This window comes from Bacillus sp. FSL K6-3149, assembly GCF_038630515.1.
Classification (GTDB): domain Bacteria; phylum Bacillota; class Bacilli; order Bacillales; family Bacillaceae; genus Bacillus; species Bacillus pumilus.
In genome coordinates, this window is the sequence record NZ_CP152034.1 from 2394778 (window position 1) to 2417106 (window position 22329).

The following is a 22329-nucleotide window of genomic DNA, read 5'->3' on the forward strand; positions in this document are numbered from 1 at the left end:
CTTGAAGGAGGCGCAGCAATGGAGAACTTAGAAATATTCGGATTTCGGGCATTATGGAGCCCTTACTATTTGACTAGTATTGTCATAGCAGCTGCTCTTTATCTGCTTCTTGTGACAAAGGGGAAGTATCGTGCGACGGTAAAAGAGAAAACGCTGTTTCTGACCGGGCTTGTGCTGTTATACGCCGTAAAAGGAAGCCCAATTGATTTAATGGGGCATATTATGTTTAGTGCACATATGGCGCAAATGGCGGTGCTCTATTTAGTCATTCCGCCTCTCCTTATTACAGGATTACCTGCGGCCATTTGGGAGCGGATCATACAAACACCAGGCATTCAGCAGATGTTTCGTTTGTTTTCCAAGCCTTTAATTGCATTGCTCGGGTTTAACGGCTTGTTTTCGATGTACCATATTCCGCTTGTGTTTGACTTTGTGAAAACAGATCCGTTTTATCATGCGCTGATGACAGTGGTCATTTTTATCGCTGCCTTTTTCATGTGGTGGCCGCTCGTTCATAAAGTCCAAAGTCAGCCTCAGATTACAGGCATTTTAAAGCTTGGTTATATCATGGCAGACGGGATATTAATGACTCCTGCGTGTGCACTCATCATGTTTAGTGAGGCACCGATCTATGCAACCTATTCTGATGCTGGTGCTTGGATACAGGCGCTGCATCTATGCGTACCAAGTGATACGCTGGCAGGTCTTGCGCTCACAGGTCCTGAAATGTTCCATACCTTGCCGCTGCTAGAAGACCAGCAGCTAGGCGCGATTTTGATGAAAATTATTCAGGAGATTGTGTACGGCTCGATCCTTGCTGTTGTCTTCTTTGACTGGGCAAGAAAAGAAAGAGCGAAAGATGCCGTACCAGATGCCCTGATTCCGAAATATGAATGAAAAAAGCACAGCCGGATGGCTGTGCTTTCGTTTATGCTTCTGCAGTCATTGCTTCTAGTTTTTCTTTCAGCTGTTCAAGTGTTTTTTTGCTTGATTGGATGAGAGACTTAGGGAAATCTTCGCCTTCGCCGTATTCAACACCGTGCGGATAATAATGTTTTCCGAGTAAAGGTGTGAGAAGCTGTATGTGTGCTCTTTTTGAACCTACATCTCCTTCGGTGGCGTAGCCGGAAATGCGTAAATAAAAGGTTCCCTCTACCATGTTAAACTTTCTGTCGTACGTCACACGCTCATAATCCCATTGATCGGCTCGTACAAATCCTTCACTTTCCATGATGAAATCTAATTTATTTAAGTCAGCTGCTACCTTTTCAATCCCCGTACCTTCAAACTTCACCCAAAACCCCTCCTTATAAAAATTCCCTTTACTGACAATCATAGTATGAAAGCGTTAAACTTTCAACTGTGAAAGGTATGTTCTTTTATAACCTGGTTACAGTAATAAAGAAAATAACAGATGGAGGAATCAACGTGAAAACGAAAAAAATTAAAGATATTATGACAAAAAAAGTAGTGACATGTCAGCAAGATGACAATACGTATGAAGCCGCAGTCAAAATGAGAGACGCAGACATTGGTGCCATTCCCGTGGTTAACGGAGATCAGCTCGTTGGTATCGTGACAGACCGTGACCTTGTACTCAGAGGCATTGCAGAAAAAAAGCCAAACTCACAGGAAGTAGGCTCGCTGATGACGAAGGAAGTACTGACAGCAGAAGAAGATGCAACGCTTGAAGAAATTGTCCGGCTGATGTCAGAGCACCAGCTTCGCCGCATTCCTGTTGTGAAGAACGGTGCATTAACAGGGATTGTCGCTCTTGGAGATTTATCCGTCGAAGATTTATCGAATGATCGCGCAGGAGATGCACTGACAGAAATCTCTCAGCAGGATCAAGATCATGGGCAAGGATTTCTTCATTAAGAGGGGCATATTTTAAATTCGTGTTAAATAGGCTGTATTGTCGTTGATAAATAGAGCGAGTTTTGTTTAAATGACAGTAGAAGGTACTTTTTGTACCTTGCCAATTTAACGGAGGTGTTTATTTGAAAACTGTGCTCAAAACACTCCTCATCCTCCTGATTATATCCGGAACGTACGTTCTGTTTATTCAATATGGATCTTCACCAGAAAAAGAAAACAGCAATGAACCGAAGGTGTCTAATGAAGAAACATCTAGCGATAAGCCGATCAACATCCCTAAAAAGGGGCTCATGTCCTTTATGGGGAAATCTTCAAACGAAGTGCTTAAACAGCTGGGAGAACCAGATCGCATTGATCCTTCCGCATATGATTATGACTGGTGGATATACAATCAATCGAAGAAGCACTATATTCAAGTAGGGGTAAAGGATAGTAAAGTGGTGACATTGTTTGCAACAGGAGACGGGCTCAATGTTGAACCGTTTAAAATCGGTCAAGCCACAAGTGAGGTATTTAAAAAAACACAAATTGCACCTTACATTCATGTAGAGGATGAACAAAATTCATACCGCTTTGAATTCTCAGAAGATGATATGAATACAAGACCTACCGTGAAAGTGGACGATGATGTATATGTTCAGCTTTACATGGATAAGTTTGAAAGCACCCTTTCAAGTATCAGGGCGTTTAACGCAGATACATTTGTGAAACAAAAGCCATACGAAGTCGTCTATCGTGGTCAATTGATAGAACCAGAGGCAATATCGGGTGAAAAATGGAAAGAGATCGAAGCTTCCAGTCAAAAACAAATTTTTGATATGACCAATATAATTCGTCATAAGTACAAACTGCCGATCTTAAAGTGGGATGATGAAACCTCTGAAGTGGCATTCATGCATAGTGAGGACATGAAAGAGAATCATTATTTCTCCCATGAATCTAAAAAATACGGTACGCTGAAAGACCGATTAGAAAGAGGCGAGGTGGCATTTCAGCTCGCAGGTGAAAACATTGCCTATAATTATGTAGATGGACCTGCAGCGGTAGAAGGCTGGCTCAATAGTGAAGGTCATAGAAAGGCGTTATTAAATAAAGATTACACACACCTTGGCGTCGGTGTGAAAGAAAAATACTACACCCAAAACTTCATTAAAAAAACATCTTAAACGAAAGCAGCTGCACCATCGCAGCTGTTTTTTTGATTGAAAAAGAGGCTCACCAAAATAACTGCTGATGTATATAGTATAGTAGGCATTTGTATGGGGGTGAGGATATGACAAACAAGCAAAAACAAACATCCATTGATGAATTTAAACAATTCGTCAGACGCCATCCGAAGTTAATTCAAGAAGTGCAAACGCAAGAAAAAAGCTGGCAAAGTGTATACGAAAATTGGGTCATGTTTGGTGAGGAAGATGAGATGTGGTCTCCTTACCGGCAAACGCAATCTGGAGACGTGAAAGAAGAAAAAGACTCTAAGCCAAGTGAAGCGGGAAAAGCCGATTTTATGTCTAAAATGGTTTCTGCTGTGAAAAAAATGGACGCTGATCAAATGAATGAACAAATCAACAAAATGAGCCAGTCTATTTCCTCTTTACAAAGCTTACTCGGACAATTTTCATCAAATGGCTCAAAGAAAGGTTCATCTGGAGGCAGTCAGCACCCATTCTCCTTCAGGAAAGATTAAGTGAAAGGGGATGCTTTTGGTGCGGAAAGAAGTACTGGAGTTTGTCATGGCCGAAGAGGATCGAATCAAATTCATCAGACAGCGTCCTCTCTGGTACAGACAGCTGACTCGACATCCTGATAAGCTATCGTCCTTTGAATTAGATAAAATGAATTTTTACGAAAAAACCATTCCTCATCGTGTGAGTCAGTTGAGTAACAGTGTCCAAATGGCTGAAATGATGATTCAAATGTTCCAAGCAATGCGCAATCAAAATGGAGCCGGATGAGGCTTTTTTGAGTTGATTAAGATGTCTATTTCCTGAGCATCCTATAAAAGTAGATGAAAGGAGAATCAGATGATGAAATGGATGCTGTCAATATGCGCATTGCTTTTTCTTGTCACCGGGTGTCAAAGTCAACATGAAGAGAAGCAAGTCATAAAGCAAGATCCAGCTGTACATGTGATGCAGCAAGCCCAAAGCGAAATGAAGCAGCAAGGCTTTTTAAAATACAAAGTGCAGGGGTCTTCTGTTTATATAGAAAGTACACTGCAAGATTTTCATCTTGAGCCTACGCGACTAAAAAAGGATGAGAAGGCGGGATATTTTACAGTGTATGTAGACGGAAAACGTGCAGGCAATGAATATACTGCTGCATTTGTGGTCAAGCATCTCTCAAAAGGAAAGCATAAAATGACCGTTGTGCTCAATTCTCGTCATCCAGAATATAGGCAGAAAAGAGAGACATGGGATGTATTTGTGACGTAAAAGCATTTTCTGATCCATAGGTTTCGTGGTAAACTATGAATTGGAGGTGCATCATTTATGTATGCGACAATCGAATCTGTGGAGCTCCAAGAGGAAGCGAATCAATTGGCTGCCATGATTCTTCAGTCGGAGGAGGCTGAACATTACCGCAACTGCTTTAAGCGTCTCCAGCAAGACGAAGAAGCCCAACAAATTATTGCCCATTTTACAAAAGTAAAAGAGCAATATGAGGATGTGCAGCGGTTCGGCAAATACCATCCGGACTATAGAACGATCTCAAAGGAAATGCGTGAGGTCAAAAGAAAGTTAGATCTTCACGATACAGTGGTTGATTTCAAAAAAGCAGAAACAGCGATTCAATCCATCTTAGATGAGATTAGTATTGAAATCGGTCAAGCTGTATCAGCATATATCAAAGTTCCAACAGGGAACCCATATTTTGATGGTCTATCATCATGCGGCGGTGGCTGTGGATCTGGTGGCAGCTGTGGCTGTAAAGTATCTTGACGAGACTTGAATGTCTCGTCTTTTACATAATGACTGAAAAGAATTGAAAAAGCGGCAGGTGAAAAGATGGAAACCAAACGTCAAGGGATGGTCGTTTGGCTGCATTCGTTAAAGCAGTCAAAGGCGCTAAGAAAATTTGGAAATGTTCACTATATTTCACGGAAAATGAAATATGCAGTGATCTATTGTGATATGAATGATCTCGAGCGCCATATGGCTAAGCTCAGCTCATTGCCATTTGTGAAGCGTGTTGAGCCTTCATATAAACCCTTTATTAAATTAGAGTACGAATCCAAATTGGACAAAGCAAAAGAGTATGATTATAAAGTGGGCTTTTAAAGACACAAAAAAACCCCCGCGGCATCACCCGCGGGGTCCTTCTATTCTTAATGATTCATTAAGGAGAAGGCAAAGGGAGAGGAGAAACCGGAGGAAGAACTTATGGGGAAACGTAAGTCTTCTCCGCGGTTGGCAACAGCACCACATCAGATGCTGTTATAAGTAGTATGACCCCGCTTTCCTTGATCTATACATAGTAAATGAATGAAAGTCCGCGCATTGTCCCCTGCGGAGTGTTGTGGTAAGATAATGTTGGATTTTTTGTCATACACAATAACCAATAGAAGCAAGCAGAAAAAGTGGTGGAAAAATGAGAGTCATCTCTGGAACGAGAAAAGGCCGCACACTTAAAGCGGTACCAGGTCAATCAACAAGACCGACGACAGATAAAGTAAAAGAATCGATATTTAATATGATCGGCCCGTATTTTGATGGCGGATGGGCCCTTGATTTATTTGCGGGAAGCGGTGGTTTAGGGATTGAAGCGCTTTCTAGAGGATTCGATCATTGCATATTCGTTGATCGAGATATGAAGGCGATTCAAACGATCAAAGGAAACCTCAATCAATTGGAGCTGATTGATCAAAGTGAAGTGTTTCGAAACGAGGCAAAGCGTGCACTTGCAGCCGTTGTGAAACGAGAGGAATCCTTTCAAGCGATCTTTCTTGATCCGCCTTACAAAGATCAGCAGCTAAAAGCACTTCTTGACATGATTGACGAGCATGCCTTATTAACAGATGACGGCGTGATCGTGTGTGAGCATGATAAGGACGTTATACTGCCAGAGGAAGCTGGACAGCTTTACATATCAAGACAGGAACTGTACGGGTTGACTGGTATTACGATCTATAGAAAGCGGGGAAATTAAAGCATGGGGAACATAGCCGTTTGTCCGGGTAGCTTCGATCCAGTCACATTGGGCCATTTGGATATCATCAAAAGAGGTGCAAAGATCTTTGATGAAGTGTATGTATGTGTACTAAATAACTCATCCAAGAAACCGTTATTTACCGTTGAAGAACGGTGTGAGCTCATTCGCCAAGCGACGAAGGATCTGCCAAATATCAAAGTCGAATCCTTTCACGGTCTGCTTGTTGATTATGCGAAACAAAAAGAAGCCAAAGTCATTTTACGCGGATTAAGAGCTGTGACAGACTTTGAATATGAAATGCAGGGCACATCAATGAATAAAGTGTTAAACGATGACATTGAAACGTTTTTCATGATGACCAACAATCAGTATTCCTTCTTAAGCTCAAGCATTGTCAAAGAAGTAGCGAAATATGATGGTTCAGTCAAAGACCTTGTGCCAAAAGAGGTAGAAGAAGCGCTGATAGAAAAATTTAAAGGATGAGTGCACTGTGCACTCATCCTTTTTTTAATTTCTGATAGTATAGCGCCGTATACAAGATCAAGCTGCATAGCGTGATCAAAGGGCCAGCTGTCACAAGCTGATTCCAAAGCACACTGCTGTACATGACGACCTGCTGGCTTGCTTCAAAGGCACCTGCTGGGAGAGCCATGTCAGATCGAGAGACATAAAGAGGCTTGAACAATAAGAAGGCAAAAACAGCTGCATAAATCCCGTGAAGCAAACGAGCGAAGAAAAACGGTTTAAAGCGTATATCTGTTGCCGCCAGAATGCCAGCGACCTGAGCTTGAACAGAAAACCCGCTGAATCCTAATATAAAGCTGACGACAATCGTTTTAGCAAGAAGGGTGACTTCCTGTGACCCTGTCAGCTGACTTCCTAATGTGATTTCAAATAAACCGGCAATCATCGCAAGATCTAATTCTGGCGGAAGGTGCATCGTTTGCAGCATATATCCGATCCCTATGGATAAGAGATCCGTCACATGAACAACTGACAGCATTTTGCTAAACACAGAAAATAAGATAATAAAGCCGCCAATCATAAAGAGTGTTTGGACTGATGACATGACCGCATCACTTAAAATTTGGCCGAGCGGTCTTTTCTCTGCGAGTCTTGCTGTATGAAGAGCGCTGAATGCTTCTTGAAACGGTGGGAATAAAATTTGCTTACGGCTTCTCAGATGTGCATCATGCCGTGCTTTATATCCTCGCATCGTCACCCCAACAGCGAGATTCCCTAAATAATGTGCGCAGGCCAAAACAATTCCTAAAGCTGGATGATGAAAAAAACCAACAGCCACCGCACCGAAAATAAACAATGGGTTCGATGAATTTGTAAAAGAAACGAGGCGCTCTGCTTCGATTTGTGTCAGTTGCCCTTCCTGCCTGAGTCTAGTGGTTAATTTCGCACCAGAAGGAAAGCCTGATGCCATTCCCATCGCTAGGACAAATCCGCCTACACCAGGCACTCGAAAGATGGGGCGCATAAATGGCTCTAATAATACCCCGACAAATCTGACAATCCCGAAACTAATTAATAGCTCGGACAAAATAAAAAAAGGAAGCAATGATGGAAATACAACCTCCCACCACATTGCAAGTCCATTTTTAGACGCTTGCAAAGAGGCTTGTGGATGTGTAATCACAGTGGCTGTTAAAAAGATAAAAAAAGCAGCGATGAACAGAGTGTTCCATTTTTTCATGGAGATTTCGCCCCTTGCCGTTATGATCTATTGGCGAGCTCGTGATCAAAAAAGAAAGAAACTAGCCGAGCCTGTCTTCTATTACTATACGAGCAGAAGGGGCATGTTTAGACCAATAGATTCGTATATATGCATAGAAAAGAGGAGGGTGGATTTTCATGAGGCGACCAGTCATCGGGCTTGCGTTAGGCTCCGGGGGTGCGAGGGGAATGGCACATATCGGAGTTTTATCTAGTCTTGAGAAACAAGGTATTCAGGTAGATATGATTGCTGGCAGCAGTATTGGCGCACTTGTTGGGAGCTTTTATGCGGCAGGACAGGACGTAGAAAAAATGAAAAAACTTGCACTTGTCTTCAGAAAAAAGTATTATGCTGACTATACACTGCCAAAAATCGGTCTTTTAAAAGGAAATCGAATTTTGCAGCTGATTCACACGTTTACATATGGGAAAAAATTCGAAGAATTAAAAATGCCCCTTGCAGTGGTTGCCTGTGACCTCGAGACAGGGGAGAAGGTCGTGTTTAAAAAAGGGTCTGTCTCACAAGCAGTCAGAGCAAGCATCAGCATTCCGGGCGTGTTTGTTCCTCATGAAATGGGCGGCAGACAGCTAGTGGATGGAGCGGTTGTGGACCGCATTCCTGTGTCTGTTTTAAAAGATATGGGCGCAGACCTCATTATCGCCTCTGATGTATCAAGGGTGAAAAAAACAGAAAAGGCGACGAGATTATCGGATGTGATTATGCAAAGTTTGGACATCCTTCAAAATGAATTGGTCCGTCATCAAACCATTCACGCTGATGTCATGATCCGGCCGAGGCTTGAAACATTTAGCTCGAGTGCGTTCGTGCAGGTGCAGGAGATGATTGAAGCAGGTGAGCTTGCCGCAGATCAACTAACAGGTATACTGAAAGATGTCATTGATAAATGGGAGTGTTAATCGAATGAAAAAATTAAATATTCGCTGGCTCAGCTTTTTTGTCGTTATCCTTGTATTATGTGGCTTAACCTTTGTCAAACTGCCATATTACGTGACAAAGCCGGGTGATGCAACCGAGATTGCTCCCCACATTCAAGTAGACGGCGGATATGGCGAGAAGGGCAGCTTCTCTCTTATGACAATTAAAGTAGGTCCAGCCAATCCGTATACGTATTTGCTTGCGAAAATGAATAAATATGATGAAATCGTCCCAGAAGAAAATATTAAAGCGGACGGGGAGTCGGATCAAGATTATATGAAACGGCAGCTGCAGCTGATGAAAAGCTCGCAAGAAAATGCCATGATTGCAGCATATACAAAAGCAGGTAAAAAAGTAGATTATACGTTTAACGGCGTATATGCAAGCTACGTGATGAAAGGAATGCCTGCTTACGGCAAAATTGAAGTGGGCGACCGAATTAAAAGCGTTGATGGCAAGACCTATGATTCTGCTGATAAAATGGTTTCGTATATCAGCAGCAAAAAAGCAGGTACATCTGTCCGTTTTGTCCTTGAACGAAATGGCAAAGACATGACGGAGAAAGTGACGTTAAAACCATTTAAAGAAGAGCCGAATCGAGTTGGAATTGGCGTATCATTATTTACAGACCGAAATGTGAAAGTCTCACCTTCTATTAAGGTGGATATTGAAAATATCGGCGGACCGTCAGCGGGTCTTATGATGTCACTTGAAATTTATAACCAGCTGACAAAAGAAGACGAAACACATGGCTATGCGATTGCAGGAACGGGAACGATTGACGCCGATGGAACGGTCGGTCCAATTGGCGGAATCGATCAAAAGGTCGTGGCGGCAGATAAAGCAGGAAAAGATATATTCTTTGCACCGAATGATAAAGGTGATCCAAATTCAGACTATAGAAATGCTGTCAAAACAGCGAAAGATATTAAAAGTGATATGAAAATTGTGCCTGTAGATACAATGCAAGATGCGCTGAACTATTTAAACAAATTAAAAGAGAAAGCATCTTAATCAAATAAGAGCAGCCTTCATAAAGGCTGCTCTCAGCATGTAGACAAACCTCTGCATTCTTTGTCAGGACTTCAAAGGTTTTCTATCATGCTGAAAAGAAGACAAAGGCTAAAATAAAGATCATTTTAGCCCTGTGTCAACAATCTGGAGCAGCCTTCCGCAAGGCTGCTTTTTTTGCTAAGACTGGAAGAGACCAGTCTCTTCATCATATCGGATCGGTGAGGTTTTAAATTCCGCTTCCGTTAAGTTCGTTTGCATCGGCTCACTAACGGGCAGGCTGAAGACGCGGGATGCGCGAATATCAAGATCAAGTGCAGGATGTGAAAAGGCAGACAGTTTACTGACGAGCGGCACGTCCAATTCTTTTTTCACATGAGATAAGTATTGCTGCCCTTTCTTTGACATACCAAGTAAACGAATATAAGGCGCTTTTTTCTCTTTCAGCAGCTCATGCATGGCACTCTTTTTCACCCTCATTAAGAGATGTGTGTTCATCCGTTGCAGCCTTGTCCACGTATAGCGTTTTGTTTTCACAAGTGATAGATATTCCTCGTAGGAGGACGCATGTGTAATCGCCTTTTGCATGCGGTGTTCGATGCCTTCTTCGATTTCATAGATGCCTTCTAGTTCTGCCGTATCCATTGTGTGAAAAACGTGTTTTAAGAAGCTAAAGTAGGCTTCTTGTGTATGTAGAAGACCATATGAAGAATGATAGTCATGTAATTGCTTGAGCGTAGCTTCTGGGAGATAAGGGGCGACTGTTTCAAATGTACCATGATCTTTTAACGCTTTTCGTATACTTGTTGCGCTTGCGATTTTCTGATTTTCAGGTAGTTCTTCATCATGATAACCAGATGAAATCCTTTGAGAGGTAAAGGGCTGCATGTGAGGGGATCTCTCCAAGATGGCTTTGACATAATGGAAACCTAAAATATTATTGGGCAGAGACAGATCCAGTAAGTGCTTAGGATCAATCACCTCTTGAAACGCAGCAGCAGCTGCAGCTGGATAACTAAGGCCCTCTTTTACTTTTCCTTTTGTGAAAAGGTCAATTTCTTCTTTTTTCTCATGCCAAGCACGAGCTGTTCGCTCGAATGCTTTGATGTCACCATCCTCGCTGCCGAAAAAAAGGGAGCGGCATTTTAAAGCATCTAGAATCGCCACAGCACCGTTTGCAAAGGTTTCTGCCTTTTGCACTGCGTATATGTATGGAAGCTCACACACAATGTCTACACCGTTTTGCAGTGCCATTTTTGTCCGCGCCCATTTTGAGACGATGGCAGGCTCACCGCGCTGGAGGAAGGAACCGCTCATGACGGCAATGGCAACATCTGAGGAGGTATGTGTTTTCGCCTGACGAACATGATAGGCATGTCCATAATGAAATGGATTATACTCGACAACGACTCCTGTTGCTTTCAATAGATGTTCCGCCTTTCTTGCTATGGTTAAATGGTCTATGCTACAGTAGCATAAGGGAAAAATGAAGCCCATTTTTTTCAGTGTAGGCATTCCGAGAACTGATGTCAAACAACGCTCTGACATCACAAAGGACTGTAAAGAAAAAATATTGACAAATAACATGAGGAAAGCTATAATCATGTTTGTTGCTCTTAGAGGTGATACAATTGAAATGGACAGTTTATCAGTTACATCAAAAAGCTAAAAACAGCTTCGATTTTCATGAGACGGTTGACTTAAATGAACTTACTAGCCTTCATTCAGATATACGTCGCATTTCACCGGTAGAGGTGAAAGGGACTGGAGTGATCGAATCAAAGCAAGTCGCATTTGATTTAACCATCACAGGTGAAATGACATTGCCTTGTTCAAGAACGCTTGTTGATGTAAATTATCCATTTGCGATTTCAACGAAAGAACTATTTGTACTTCATAAGACAGACGACATAGAAGATGAAGACGTTTCTATTGTAGAAGACGACATCATCGACTTAACGCCTTTAGTCAAGGAAGAAATTCTTCTTGAAGTGCCGATGCAAATCTTTTGCGACCAAACGGACGTAAAAGGTGCTGCACCACAAGAAGGGAATGACTGGGCGGTCATTTCGGAAGATGCACATCAAAACCGAATTGATCCGCGTCTGGAAGGCTTGAAGAAGCTCTTAGAAGAAAATAATGAATCTTAACTTAACTCTTTAAGGAGGTGGGAATAATGGCTGTACCTTTTAGAAGAACTTCTAAAATGAAAAAAAGATTGCGTCGTACGCATTTCAAACTACAAGTACCTGGTATGGTAGCTTGCCCAGAATGCGGTGAAATGAAAATTTCTCATCGTGTCTGCAAATCTTGCGGAACATACAAAGGCAAAGACGTAAAAAGCAACTAATGCTTGATAAAAAAACGTGAGGGAATTCTTCCCTTGCGTTTTTTTATTTGTCTATTTTTTAGGATTCTCTCCTGCAAATAGTCTATCTACTCTAGTAGGCGCATATGATGTGGTATTCAGATTCAGGGGGGATGATCAATTGACAATTACAAGGCAGGACGCATGGACACAGGATGAAGATTTACTTTTAGCAGAAGTTGTCTTAAGGCACATTCGAGACGGAGGAACGCAGCTTTCCGCATTTGAGGAAGTCGGGAAAGCATTGTCAAGAACAGCGGCAGCATGTGGTTTCAGGTGGAACTCATACGTTAGAAAACAATATCAGGCAGGCATAGAGCTGGCAAAAAAACAGCGGAAAGAATTGCGCAAAAAAATAGGTATTCATTCCTCTGGTTTACCACAGCATGCGTTAACCATAGAAGAGAAGACTACTTCAAATCAGGCTGAATTGACCCTTCGAGAAGTGATTCAGTTTTTAGAGCAGCTTGAAAAAGAACCTGATGGACCTACTCATTTACGCGAAGAACTGGCAGATGCACAGCATCAATTGAAGTCACTTACAGAAGAAAATGAACACTTAAAGCGGCAATTAAAAATGACAGAAGAAGATTACCGGGCACTCATAGGTATTGTTGAAAGAGTCAAACAGAATATCAGCTTAAAAGAATATGCTAAATAAAGAGACGCCCCTCACAGAGAAAGGAGGGGCGTTTTGTGATCAGGATTTAAGCGGATTCACCTGTATTTTTTTGAATATGTGCGGGCTCCCAGATGAGTGGATTTTCACCCTTATCGCGCTCCATATCATATTTGACTGCTTCAAAGCCCATTTTATCCCAAAAACCAGCAGATTTGACGCGCGGATTGGTCCGAATTGGCAATCCGAACGATTTAGCGAATTCAACAAGTGCTTCGCCGTACCCTTTGCGCTGATACCCAGGAAGCACTTCCAGCTTCCACAGCTCTAAATAATCATGGTTGTGGTTAAAATACGTTGTCGTTGAGCCGTCCACTTGATAAAGGCTCATACGTGCCACTAGCTTATCTCCAAAATAAATCCCATAAAATGGAGAGTTGCTGTCATTTTCAATCATATTGCTTTCAAGGTCTTCGAGCATGGATAGCTCTTGTATGCCGTATTCCTTAAATTGTTTAAATTCCTCTAACGTTTTGTAATTAATTAGAAGTCGTTTTACTTGTGCCATATGATCTTCCCCCTTACACACATAATGTCGACAGTGATGTCATTGAAGGCGTTTTCATCCCACCCGCCTCAAAAAGTTTTTACACTTATTATTATAGTTTTTAAATTAAAAAAATTCAATCATAGCGCGCCATCTGCTTTTTGCATCACGACATGAACCTGTTAAAATAGTTGATATCATGAAGTAAACGAAAAAGGGATGTGCGGCAGTTGAATATTGGAATCATTGGCGGCGGTGCGATTGGTCTGCTTTGTGCTAGTTATTTAACGCAGCATCATGACGTCACAGTCTTTACAAGAAGAAACGAACAGGCAGAAGAGATTCGAGCAGTAGGCATTGAGCGAACAGTAAAAGGAGAAACATGCCAGGTGGCTGTTCATGCACAGACAGGAATAACAGGAGAATTTGATTTGCTCATCGTGACAGTGAAATATCATCATTTGCAAGATGTACTTGGTGAACTATCGACATTACCTCCTCATCGTATCTTATTCTTACAGAACGGAATGGCTCACTTATTAGATTTGGAGAATTGGAAAACGGGACATTCATTATACATAGGTGTGGTAGAGCACGGAGCTATGAAGATGTCAGATCATGCAGTGAACCATACAGGTATCGGTGTCATCAAGTGGGGGGCATTTCAGCATGAGGAAGCAGCTGATATAAAAAAAGCATTGAATGAGACATCATCTCATTTTCAGGTGATCTATACGGATGAATGGAAAAAGGTGCTGGAGGAAAAACTGCTTGTCAATGTCTGTATTAATCCACTCACGGCTTTGCTGCATGTGAGAAACGGGGAATTGATCGCAAACCCTTCATATGAATACATGATGAAATGTGCATTTGAAGAAGCAGTTTCCATCTTGAGCTTACCTGAAAAAGAGCAGCTCTGGTCTTATGTAGTCTCTGTTTGTGAGAAAACGGCTGAGAATCAGTCGTCTATGCTTCAAGATATAGTGAAAGGCCGCCAAACCGAAAGAAAAGCCATCCTTGGCTATCTTTTAAAAAAGGCTCAAGCTCACAGCGTTGCGGCGCCACATCTCACTTTCTTTGATCGAAGCTTGGAAGTATTGGAAAAAAAGCAAACAAAATCTTTTGAGTGAGCTCATTTACATGCTATACTTTTTTCGGGAAACTAACTATTTATTGAAGAAAGGAAGTTCTAAACATGCAATTGACTGAACTTTCCATCCGAAGTCAGAATTTATTCATACGTGATTATATAGAAGAAAAAAAAGAGATGACGACTTTTTTTGATTATGATATACATTCTGAGCACACATGGAAAAAGAGATACGACGATCTCATGGAAATGAGCTTCCCGCGCGAGGCTTTAGCGGATTATATGAGCGCGTACCACGCAAAGTTTGAATCGAAAGCGATGCGCCAGAACATTGAAAAGATCCGTGATGAACGGAGTGTCATGGTGGTCGGAGGACAGCAGGCTGGTCTATTAACAGGACCGCTTTATACCATACATAAAATCATATCCATCATTCAGTTTGCAAAAGAAAAAGAAACAGAGCTTGGCGTCCCGGTGATTCCGGTCTTTTGGGTAGCCGGTGAGGATCATGACGTAGATGAAATTAATTTTGTGTACACATCTGGCGAAAAAGGGCCAGTGAAACAAAAGCTGTCATTACATAACGTCAAAAAAGCGGCTGCGAAAAGAATCCCGCTTGATCAAGAAAAAACCGAGACATGGCTCCGTGATGTGTTTTCAACGTATGAAGAATCAGCATACACCAATGACTTGTTTGATCAGCTTCTTCGATGTTTACGCAAATCACAAACGTTTACTGATTTCTTTGAATGGATTGTATGTGACCTCTTTGAAGAGGATGGACTGCTTTTATTTAATTCGGGGGACTTAGGTGTCAAACCACTCGAGCGTGCGTTATTCAAGCACATTGTCGAGACAAATGATGCAGTTACTGCTCGCTTAAATGAATCGCAGGCTGCTATGAAACGAGCAGGATATCAGCCAATTATTGAAGCTGGTGACAATCAGGCGAATCTGTTTTACGAATATGATGAGGAACGTTTCCTGATTGAAAAAGAGAACGGCCGGTTTTCTATATCAGAAGTGGGGCTTACGTGGACGAAGGAAGAGCTTTTGCAGGAAGTGGAGGAGCACCCAGAACGGTTTAGCAACAATGTGGTGACGCGTCCCTTGATGCAGGAAACCCTTCTCCCGACACTTGCCTTTATGGCAGGACACGGTGAGGTTAACTATTGGGGAGAGCTGAAAGGAATCTTTGAGCATTTTAAATTAAAGATGGCGCCTGTTCTTCCGAGACTGCATGTAACCCTTCTTGAAAGGCACATCGACAAGAAACTGCCAGTTAGAGAACTGTCGGTAGAAGAAGTGCTGACAAATGGAGTGAAAGAAAAGAAAGAAGCGCACTTTCAGCAAAGTCTTCCAGACAGCTTTGTTCAAGCGGTTCAACACGCCAAACGTGAATTAGCAAATGCTCATGACGTGATGAGACAAGAAGCACTGGAGATTGAACCAAACTTCGAGCAGCTGCTAGATAAAAATGCCAAATTTATTGAAGACCAGCTTCAATTTGTTTATCAAAAGGTTGCGCAGCGTGTGGAAGAGAAGGAAGGATATATCCTTCGGGACTTTGAACGGATTGAAAATAGTTTAAAACCACTAGATGCTCCGCAAGAAAGAATTTGGAATATCATGTACTTTTTAAACAAATATGGTCCAGAATTCTTCAAAACATTCAAAAATATGCCATTTTCATTTCAAAACAAGCAACAAATTGTCAAACTTTGAAATAAAGTTTTAATGAACCCTGACTAGTTCAGGGTTTTTTTTTATGTAGAAACAGTGTAGAATAAGTTTTGTGGAGAGAAGTGGTGGATAGTGGAGAGTATGGGTGAGAAAGTGGGGCTCTGATTATCATGTTCATGGGTGAATACCAACATACGATTGATACAAAAGGGCGCATGATCATCCCTGCTAAATTTAGAGACGGTCTCGGAGAACAGTTTGTGCTGACGAGAGGGCTTGATCAATGTTTATTTGGCTACCCTATGAGTGAGTGGAAACTAATCGAAGAGAAACTCAAGGCACTACCGCTAACGAAAAAAGATGCACGTGCGTTTACCCGGTTCTTCTTCTCTGGCGCAGTCGAATGCGATCTGGACAAGCAGGGGCGTATTAACATCGCATCAAACCTACTCCAATATGCAAAACTCGAAAAAGAATGTGTGGTCATCGGCGTTTCAAATCGAATTGAGTTGTGGAGTAAGTCGATCTGGGAACAATATACAGAAGAGCAAGAAGATTCTTTTGCTGAAATTGCTGAAAACATGATTGGATTTGATATATAATAATCCCTTGTGCAGCAAGCTTTCTACACATTCATTTCTATTTGAAAAAGGTGGGACCATAACATCATGTTTCAACATGAGACAGTATTATTAAAAGAAACAGTTGACGGTTTAAACGTAAAAGAAGACGGTACATATGTGGACTGCACGCTAGGCGGAGCAGGTCATAGCTCATATTTACTATCTCAATTATCAGAAAAAGGAACATTGATTGGATTTGACCAAGACGATGCTGCACTGGATCATGCACGAGAGAAGCTCGCGGATTCTAAAGCGAACATTCTTTTCATAAAAAGCAACTTCCGATATTTAAAAGAACGTCTGAATGAACAAGGTATTACAAACGTAGACGGTGTGATTTTTGACCTTGGGGTATCATCTCCTCAGCTCGACACACCAGAGAGAGGCTTTAGTTATCACCATGATGCACCTCTTGACATGCGAATGGATCAATCAGCCGCATTGTCGGCAAAAAAAGTGGTGAATGAATGGCCATTTGAAGATCTAGTTCGGATTTTCTACAAATATGGGGAAGAAAAGTTCAGCAAGCAAATCGCACGCAAAATTGAAGAAGCAAGAAAAAAAGCGCCAATTGAAACAACGGGTGAGCTTGTCGACATTATCAAAGAAGGAATTCCGGCACCTGCAAGACGAACTGGCGGACATCCAGCGAAAAGAGTGTTTCAAGCGATCCGAATTGCCGTAAATGATGAATTGAAAGTATTTGAAGAAGCACTAGAACAAGCAATAGAGTTACTCAATCCGAAGGGGAGAATTTCTGTCATTACATTCCATTCACTTGAAGACCGGATTTGTAAAAGTACATTTAGAGAAATGTCTTCTCTTCCAGAACTTCCGCACGGACTACCAGTGATTCCAGAAGGACTTGAACCAAAGCTGAAGCTGATCACGAGAAAACCGATCGTTGCATCAGAACAAGAGCTGGAACATAACAACCGTGCCCGTTCAGCGAAGCTCCGAATTGCAGAAAAAAAGTAAAACGACACCATAGATGATGATAAAAAGGAGGTTTCTTATGAGTAATTTGGCTTATCAAAGAGAAGTGAAGCAACATCAAACAGAGCAGCAAGGCCAATCGGTTGTCATTAAAAGAAGAGGTTCTATCACACTTGGTGAAAAAATCTTACTTGTCATGTTTGTCATGGCTCTTATGTGCAGCTCGATTCTCATCATTTCTAAAGCTTTTGCTGTCTATCACGCCAATATCGAAGTGCAGAAGCTAGAACAGCAAGTATCTTTAGAATCGAAGAAGATCACTGAGCTACAAAAGGAAAAAGACTTGCTGAGTGAACCAGAAAGAATCATTGATGCCGCAAAAAAAGCAGGCTTAACTATTTCGAAAGATGTTAAGAAGGTCGATTAACATGGCGATGCCTAAAAAGAATAAAATGATGAACAGAGGCGCGGCAATTGCGAGTATTTGCTTCGCCCTGTTTTTCTTTATCATCCTAGCACGTTTTATCTATATTCAAATTACAGGAACGGTTGATGGACAAGTATTGGCTGCCAAGGCAAATGAACAATATCAATCGAAGAAAACACTTGAAGCAAAAAGAGGATCTATTTTAGACCGGAATGGAAATGTGATCGCTGAGGATACATCTGTGTATAAGCTCATTGCGGTCATGAGCAAGAAAATGACAGTTGACCCTAAGCATCCAATGCATGTCGTCGATAAAGAAAAGACGGCAAAAGAGCTCTCGAAAGTCATCGATATGAGTGAAAGCGAAATTTTAAAGCGTCTCAATACAAAAGATGCATTCCAAGTGGAGTTTGGTAAAGCGGGGAAGGATATTAGTTTTTCAACGAAGGAAAAAATTGAAAAGCTAAAGCTTCCAGGTGTTGCTTTTGAAAAAGACACGAAGCGATATTATCCTAACGGCATGTTTGCTTCTAACCTAATCGGTTATGCCAGATTAAATGAGGCGACAAAGGACATGTCAGGTGCAATGGGACTTGAGAAGGCACTGAACAAATTTTTAAAAGAAAAAGACGGCTATGTGACATATAACAGTGACAGAAGCGGATGGGCCTTACCGAATAGTAAAGAAGACATTGTCGCCCCGAAAGACGGGAAAAATGTCACGTTGACCATCGATCAGAAAATTCAAGCGTTTCTTGAAGAAAGTATGACGCAGGTTGCCAAAAAGTATAAGCCGAAGAAAATCATTGCCACAGTCGTTGATCCGAAAACTGGGAAGGTTCTCGCGATGGGGCAGCGGCCAAGCTTTAATTTAAATGAACTAGACATTACGAATTATAACAATGATGTGATTTCATATGCATTTGAACCAGGTTCAACGATGAAGATCTTTACCCTCGCTGCGGCGATCCAAGAAGGGGTCTACCAAGGCAATGACAAATATCAATCTGGTACTTATAAAGTAGGCGGCGGCCTTGTCCGAGACCACAACAACGGAAATGGCTGGGGGAAAATTGACTTTCATCAAGGAGTTCTTCGCTCGTCAAATGTGGCCTTTGCAAAGCTCGCAAAAGAAAAACTAGGCTTCACACGCTACGAACAATATTTGCAGAAGTTCCATTTCTATGACAAAACGGGGATTGACTTGCCGAACGAAGCGTCTAGTAAAATCAATTATAGATATGAATATGACAAAGCATCGACAGCTTATGGTCAAGCATCAGCCATCACACCGATTCAACAAATCGAAGCAGCTACTGCGATAGCAAACGGCGGAACAATGATGAAGCCATATGTCATTGACCATATTACAGACCCGAACACAAACAAAACGATTTTGCAGCACGAACCAACAGCGGCAGGAAAACCGATTTCATCTGATACAGCGAAGCAAGTTCGTGACATTTTAGGTGAGGTTGTTTCCTCGAAAATTGGAACAGGTCAGCCTTATCAAATCAAAGGCTTCGACGTTGCTGGAAAAACAGGAACGGGACAAATTGGCGGTGCCGGCGGTTACCTCCAAGGAAGAAACGATTACGTCTTTTCATTTATGGGAATGGCGCCAAAAGATGATCCGAAGCTACTTGTTTATGTGGCTGTCCAGCAGCCGCAGCTGTCTGAAACAGAAACGGGGTCAGCTCCGGTTTCTCAAATCTTTAACCCTGTCATGAAAAATAGTTTGCTATATTTAAATATTGCACCAACAAAAACAGACGATAAGAAATCAGGCGAACAAAAAGTGAAACAAGAAACGATGCCTTCATTCCTGGATTTAGAAGTGAAGCAGGCTGAAACAGAAGTCAAAAATAAACACTTAACACCTGTTGTCATCGGCGACGGTCTGTCCATTAAACGCCAGTGGCCGAGTGCGGGCTCTGAATTCTCTGAAAGCCAGAAAGTCTTCTTGAAAACAGCAGGGAAAACCATTAAGATGCCTGATATGACAGGCTGGTCCAGAAGAGAAGTCCTTCAATATGCTTCGATTGCCGGTGTGCATATAGAAACAAATGGACAAGGCTATGCTGTGAAACAAAGTGTCAAAAGTGGAGCGGAGATTTCAGACAAAGTCGTCACTGTGACATTTAAAAGCCCAAATTAACTGTAAACCTAGCAAATCACTTGCTAGGTTTTTTCTTTTGCTCCAGCAGAATATCACGGTGCGTTCTACAAAAGGACGGGCCTGCATATGATGAAAACAAGCCATATGTAAGGAGTGAACCGGGCGTGCGAGTGTCGAGTGTAACAGTGAGAAAACGATTGCTTTTCGTGCTGCTGTTTGGGGTGATCATTTTTTTCATCATAGATACTAGATTAGGATATGTGCAGTTTATTATGGGTGAGAAGCTGACAAGCTTAGCAAAAGATTCATGGAGCCGAAACCTCCCATTCGAACCAGAACGAGGAGATATTTTGGACCGGAATGGGGTAGAGCTTGCGACGAACAAAAGTGCTCCATCTATTTTGGTCGTCCCTCGGCAAATTAAAGATCCCGCAGAAACAAGCAAGAAATTGGCAGCTGTGCTGAATATGTCTGAAGAAAAAGCGTACAAGCACGTCACGAAAAAAACATCAATTGAACGAATTTCTCCTGAGGGCAGAAAGGTATCACATGAAAAAGCAAAAGAAGTAAGAGAGCTTGATTTAGAAGGCGTGTATGTAGCAGAAGACAGCATCAGACATTATCCGTTTGGCAGCTTTCTTTCACATGTACTCGGCTTTGCTGGAATCGATAATCAAGGCTTACTTGGACTTGAAGCCTACTATGACGATGACCTAAAAGGCGAAAAAGGGTCTGTGAAGTTTTATTCTGATGCAAAAGGGCAGAAAATGCCAGATGAAGCAGACGATTATACACCGCCTAAAGATGGTCTTGATATGAAATTAACAGTCGATGCAAAAGTACAAACCATCATAGAACGGGAATTAGACAACGCGCAGGCAAAGTATAATCCAGATGGTATGATTGCGATTGCGATGAATCCGAAAAATGGTGAAGTGCTAGGAATGTCAAGCAGACCAGATTTTGATCCAGCTGACTATCAATCAGTTGACTCAAAAGTGTTTAACCGAAATCTTCCGGTGTGGAGCACATATGAGCCGGGTTCGACATTTAAAATTATTACACTTGCAGCAGCATTAGAAGAGAAGAAAGTGCATTTAAAACGCGATTCATTTTTTGACAGCGGATCTGTGACAGTTGATGGTGCAAGACTCAGGTGCTGGAAAAAAGGCGGGCACGGATCACAGTCATTCTTGGAAGTAGTTCAAAATTCCTGTAACCCTGGCTTTGTAGAGCTAGGAGACCGTCTTGGTAAAGAAAAATTATTTTCTTATATCAAAAATTTCGGATTTGGCCAAAAAACCGGAATTGACCTTCAAGGAGAAGGGCGGGGAATTTTGTTCCCGCTTGATCGTGTAGGTCCTGTAGAGCAGGCGACCACGGCCTTTGGTCAAGGTGTATCTGTTACGCCAATTCAGCAAGTAGCTGCAGTAGCAGCTGCAGTAAATGGCGGGACACTTTACACGCCTTATATTGCAAAAGAATGGATAGATCCAATCACAAAAGAGGTTGTGAAAAAGCAATCACCGATTGCCAAAAAGAAAGTGATTTCAGCAGAGACATCTAAAGAAATCAGGTATGCACTTGAAAGTGTAGTCGCTCAAGGAACTGGCCGAAATGCATTTGTTGAAGGGTATCGGGTTGGCGGAAAAACAGGAACAGCACAGAAGGTAAAGGACGGAAAGTATATGGAGAATAACCACATTGTGTCGTTTATCGGATTTGCGCCTGCAGATGACCCAAGTATCGTAGTCTATGTAGCTGTGGATAATCCAAAAGGCACCATTCAATTTGGTGGTACCGTTGCCGCACCAATTGTTGGTCATATTATGCGGGATAGCCTGCCTGAGATGGGTGTGAAAAAAAGAAAAGGCCAAATTGAAAAGAAGTATCAGTGGCTGGACACAAAAACCATTGAAGTACCGAATCTTGTAGGAGGATCTGTTTCAGATCTTGAATCCCTCTTGATCAACCTAAAGATCGATGCCTCAGGAACTGGCAGTAAAGTAGTGAAGCAATCACCTGCTGCTGGGACAAAGGTCAAAGAAGGCTCCACGATCAGATTATACTTAAACGATGAATAATAAAGAATGAACAGAGGGTAGCCGCACTCATTTGGCTGCCTCTTTTTGTTGAAAGAGAAGGCCAGTTTGAAAAAAAGAGTCCAAAGTGTGTTTTTTCCAACAGAAACTTAAGGAATACGCTGGATGTATC

Annotated in this window: 26 protein-coding genes; 22 read left to right on the forward strand and 4 right to left on the reverse strand. The window is 41.9% G+C overall.

Translation table 11 applies throughout. From position 1 onward, the window contains the following. The first annotated feature begins 18 nt into the window (after positions 1–18). Positions 19–897 (forward strand): cytochrome c oxidase assembly factor CtaG, encoded by an 879-nt coding sequence (gene ctaG, locus MHB83_RS12105; protein WP_003211132.1) that lies wholly within the window; start codon positions 19–21, stop codon positions 895–897. A 31-nt stretch (positions 898–928) separates the two neighbouring features. Here ctaG and MHB83_RS12110 read toward each other — a convergent pair whose 3' ends face one another. Further along, positions 929–1294, reverse strand: a complete 366-nt coding sequence (locus MHB83_RS12110) for a YugN family protein (RefSeq protein ID WP_050945108.1) — start codon at positions 1292–1294, stop codon at positions 929–931. Between the two features lie 161 nt (positions 1295–1455). Here MHB83_RS12110 and MHB83_RS12115 point away from each other — a divergent pair, with 161 nt between their 5' ends. From MHB83_RS12115 to coaD, 9 genes are all read left to right on the forward strand, one after another. After that, on the forward strand, positions 1456–1878 hold the full coding sequence (locus MHB83_RS12115) for a CBS domain-containing protein (protein ID WP_044142103.1): 423 nt from the start codon (positions 1456–1458) through the stop codon (positions 1876–1878). A 122-nt stretch (positions 1879–2000) separates the two neighbouring features. Then, the gene (locus MHB83_RS12120) at positions 2001–3044 is read left to right on the forward strand and encodes a CAP domain-containing protein (RefSeq protein WP_003212349.1); all 1044 of its coding nucleotides are present in this window, start codon (positions 2001–2003) and stop codon (positions 3042–3044) included. 107 nt (positions 3045–3151) lie between these two features. Continuing rightward, positions 3152–3565 (forward strand): YlbD family protein, encoded by a 414-nt coding sequence (locus MHB83_RS12125; protein WP_003212038.1) that lies wholly within the window; start codon positions 3152–3154, stop codon positions 3563–3565. Positions 3566–3584: 19 nt separating this feature from the next. Continuing rightward, positions 3585–3833 (forward strand): YlbE-like family protein, encoded by a 249-nt coding sequence (locus MHB83_RS12130; protein WP_034619936.1) that lies wholly within the window; start codon positions 3585–3587, stop codon positions 3831–3833. A 72-nt stretch (positions 3834–3905) separates the two neighbouring features. Continuing rightward, entirely contained in the window at positions 3906–4313 is a 408-nt protein-coding gene (locus MHB83_RS12135; RefSeq protein ID WP_050945107.1) for a hypothetical protein, read from the forward strand. A 57-nt stretch (positions 4314–4370) separates the two neighbouring features. Continuing rightward, positions 4371–4820: a YlbF family regulator gene (locus MHB83_RS12140; protein WP_007499807.1), complete on the forward strand. Its 450-nt coding sequence runs from the start codon at positions 4371–4373 to the stop codon at positions 4818–4820. 66 nt (positions 4821–4886) lie between these two features. Then, positions 4887–5159, forward strand: coding sequence for a YlbG family protein (locus tag MHB83_RS12145; RefSeq protein WP_003212137.1), 273 nt, complete (start codon positions 4887–4889; stop codon positions 5157–5159). A gap of 310 nt (positions 5160–5469) precedes the next feature. Further along, complete coding sequence (rsmD, locus tag MHB83_RS12150) at positions 5470–6027, forward strand: 16S rRNA (guanine(966)-N(2))-methyltransferase RsmD (protein ID WP_003211265.1); 558 nt, start codon at positions 5470–5472, stop codon at positions 6025–6027. Positions 6028–6030: 3 nt separating this feature from the next. Next, positions 6031–6513, forward strand: a complete 483-nt coding sequence (gene coaD / locus MHB83_RS12155) for a pantetheine-phosphate adenylyltransferase (protein WP_044142001.1) — start codon at positions 6031–6033, stop codon at positions 6511–6513. Positions 6514–6526: 13 nt separating this feature from the next. Here coaD and ylbJ read toward each other — a convergent pair whose 3' ends face one another. Next, the gene (gene ylbJ, locus MHB83_RS12160) at positions 6527–7735 is read right to left on the reverse strand and encodes a sporulation integral membrane protein YlbJ (protein ID WP_003211685.1); all 1209 of its coding nucleotides are present in this window, start codon (positions 7733–7735) and stop codon (positions 6527–6529) included. Positions 7736–7893: 158 nt separating this feature from the next. On the opposite strand from ylbJ, the gene MHB83_RS12165 reads away from it, so the two are divergent. After that, positions 7894–8673, forward strand: a complete 780-nt coding sequence (locus tag MHB83_RS12165; protein ID WP_342496360.1) for a patatin-like phospholipase family protein — start codon at positions 7894–7896, stop codon at positions 8671–8673. A 4-nt stretch (positions 8674–8677) separates the two neighbouring features. Further along, complete coding sequence (locus MHB83_RS12170) at positions 8678–9706, forward strand: SepM family pheromone-processing serine protease (RefSeq protein ID WP_050945105.1); 1029 nt, start codon at positions 8678–8680, stop codon at positions 9704–9706. A gap of 177 nt (positions 9707–9883) precedes the next feature. On the opposite strand, the gene MHB83_RS12175 is transcribed toward MHB83_RS12170, so the two are convergent. Beyond that, positions 9884–11128, reverse strand: a complete 1245-nt coding sequence (locus MHB83_RS12175) for a nucleotidyltransferase (RefSeq protein WP_253622641.1) — start codon at positions 11126–11128, stop codon at positions 9884–9886. Between the two features lie 206 nt (positions 11129–11334). Here MHB83_RS12175 and MHB83_RS12180 point away from each other — a divergent pair, with 206 nt between their 5' ends. The 3 genes from MHB83_RS12180 to gerR all read left to right on the forward strand — a co-directional run bounded on the left by MHB83_RS12180 (position 11335) and on the right by gerR (position 12732). After that, positions 11335–11853, forward strand: coding sequence for a DUF177 domain-containing protein (locus tag MHB83_RS12180; RefSeq protein WP_003210956.1), 519 nt, complete (start codon positions 11335–11337; stop codon positions 11851–11853). 26 nt (positions 11854–11879) lie between these two features. Then, a complete protein-coding gene (gene rpmF / locus MHB83_RS12185) occupies positions 11880–12053 on the forward strand; it encodes a 50S ribosomal protein L32 (RefSeq protein ID WP_008354700.1) in 174 nt (57 codons plus the stop codon). 139 nt (positions 12054–12192) lie between these two features. Beyond that, a complete protein-coding gene (gerR, locus tag MHB83_RS12190; protein WP_050945104.1) occupies positions 12193–12732 on the forward strand; it encodes a sporulation-specific transcriptional regulator GerR in 540 nt (179 codons plus the stop codon). 46 nt (positions 12733–12778) lie between these two features. On the opposite strand, the gene MHB83_RS12195 is transcribed toward gerR, so the two are convergent. Beyond that, on the reverse strand, positions 12779–13258 hold the full coding sequence (locus MHB83_RS12195; protein WP_003211702.1) for an N-acetyltransferase: 480 nt from the start codon (positions 13256–13258) through the stop codon (positions 12779–12781). A 209-nt stretch (positions 13259–13467) separates the two neighbouring features. Here MHB83_RS12195 and MHB83_RS12200 point away from each other — a divergent pair, with 209 nt between their 5' ends. The 7 genes from MHB83_RS12200 to MHB83_RS12230 all read left to right on the forward strand — a co-directional run bounded on the left by MHB83_RS12200 (position 13468) and on the right by MHB83_RS12230 (position 22199). Continuing rightward, complete coding sequence (locus MHB83_RS12200; protein WP_342496361.1) at positions 13468–14367, forward strand: 2-dehydropantoate 2-reductase; 900 nt, start codon at positions 13468–13470, stop codon at positions 14365–14367. Between the two features lie 65 nt (positions 14368–14432). Then, a complete protein-coding gene (bshC, locus tag MHB83_RS12205; RefSeq protein WP_212045836.1) occupies positions 14433–16052 on the forward strand; it encodes a bacillithiol biosynthesis cysteine-adding enzyme BshC in 1620 nt (539 codons plus the stop codon). Positions 16053–16180: 128 nt separating this feature from the next. Next, entirely contained in the window at positions 16181–16612 is a 432-nt protein-coding gene (gene mraZ, locus MHB83_RS12210; RefSeq protein ID WP_003211163.1) for a division/cell wall cluster transcriptional repressor MraZ, read from the forward strand. A gap of 66 nt (positions 16613–16678) precedes the next feature. Beyond that, a complete protein-coding gene (gene rsmH, locus MHB83_RS12215) occupies positions 16679–17611 on the forward strand; it encodes a 16S rRNA (cytosine(1402)-N(4))-methyltransferase RsmH (protein WP_127686901.1) in 933 nt (310 codons plus the stop codon). A 37-nt stretch (positions 17612–17648) separates the two neighbouring features. Beyond that, positions 17649–17996, forward strand: coding sequence for a cell division protein FtsL (gene ftsL, locus MHB83_RS12220; protein ID WP_044141994.1), 348 nt, complete (start codon positions 17649–17651; stop codon positions 17994–17996). Between the two features lie 7 nt (positions 17997–18003). After that, on the forward strand, positions 18004–20154 hold the full coding sequence (locus tag MHB83_RS12225) for a penicillin-binding protein (protein ID WP_034620042.1): 2151 nt from the start codon (positions 18004–18006) through the stop codon (positions 20152–20154). 125 nt (positions 20155–20279) lie between these two features. After that, a complete protein-coding gene (locus MHB83_RS12230) occupies positions 20280–22199 on the forward strand; it encodes a stage V sporulation protein D (RefSeq protein WP_342496362.1) in 1920 nt (639 codons plus the stop codon). Positions 22200–22329 lie beyond the last annotated feature (130 nt).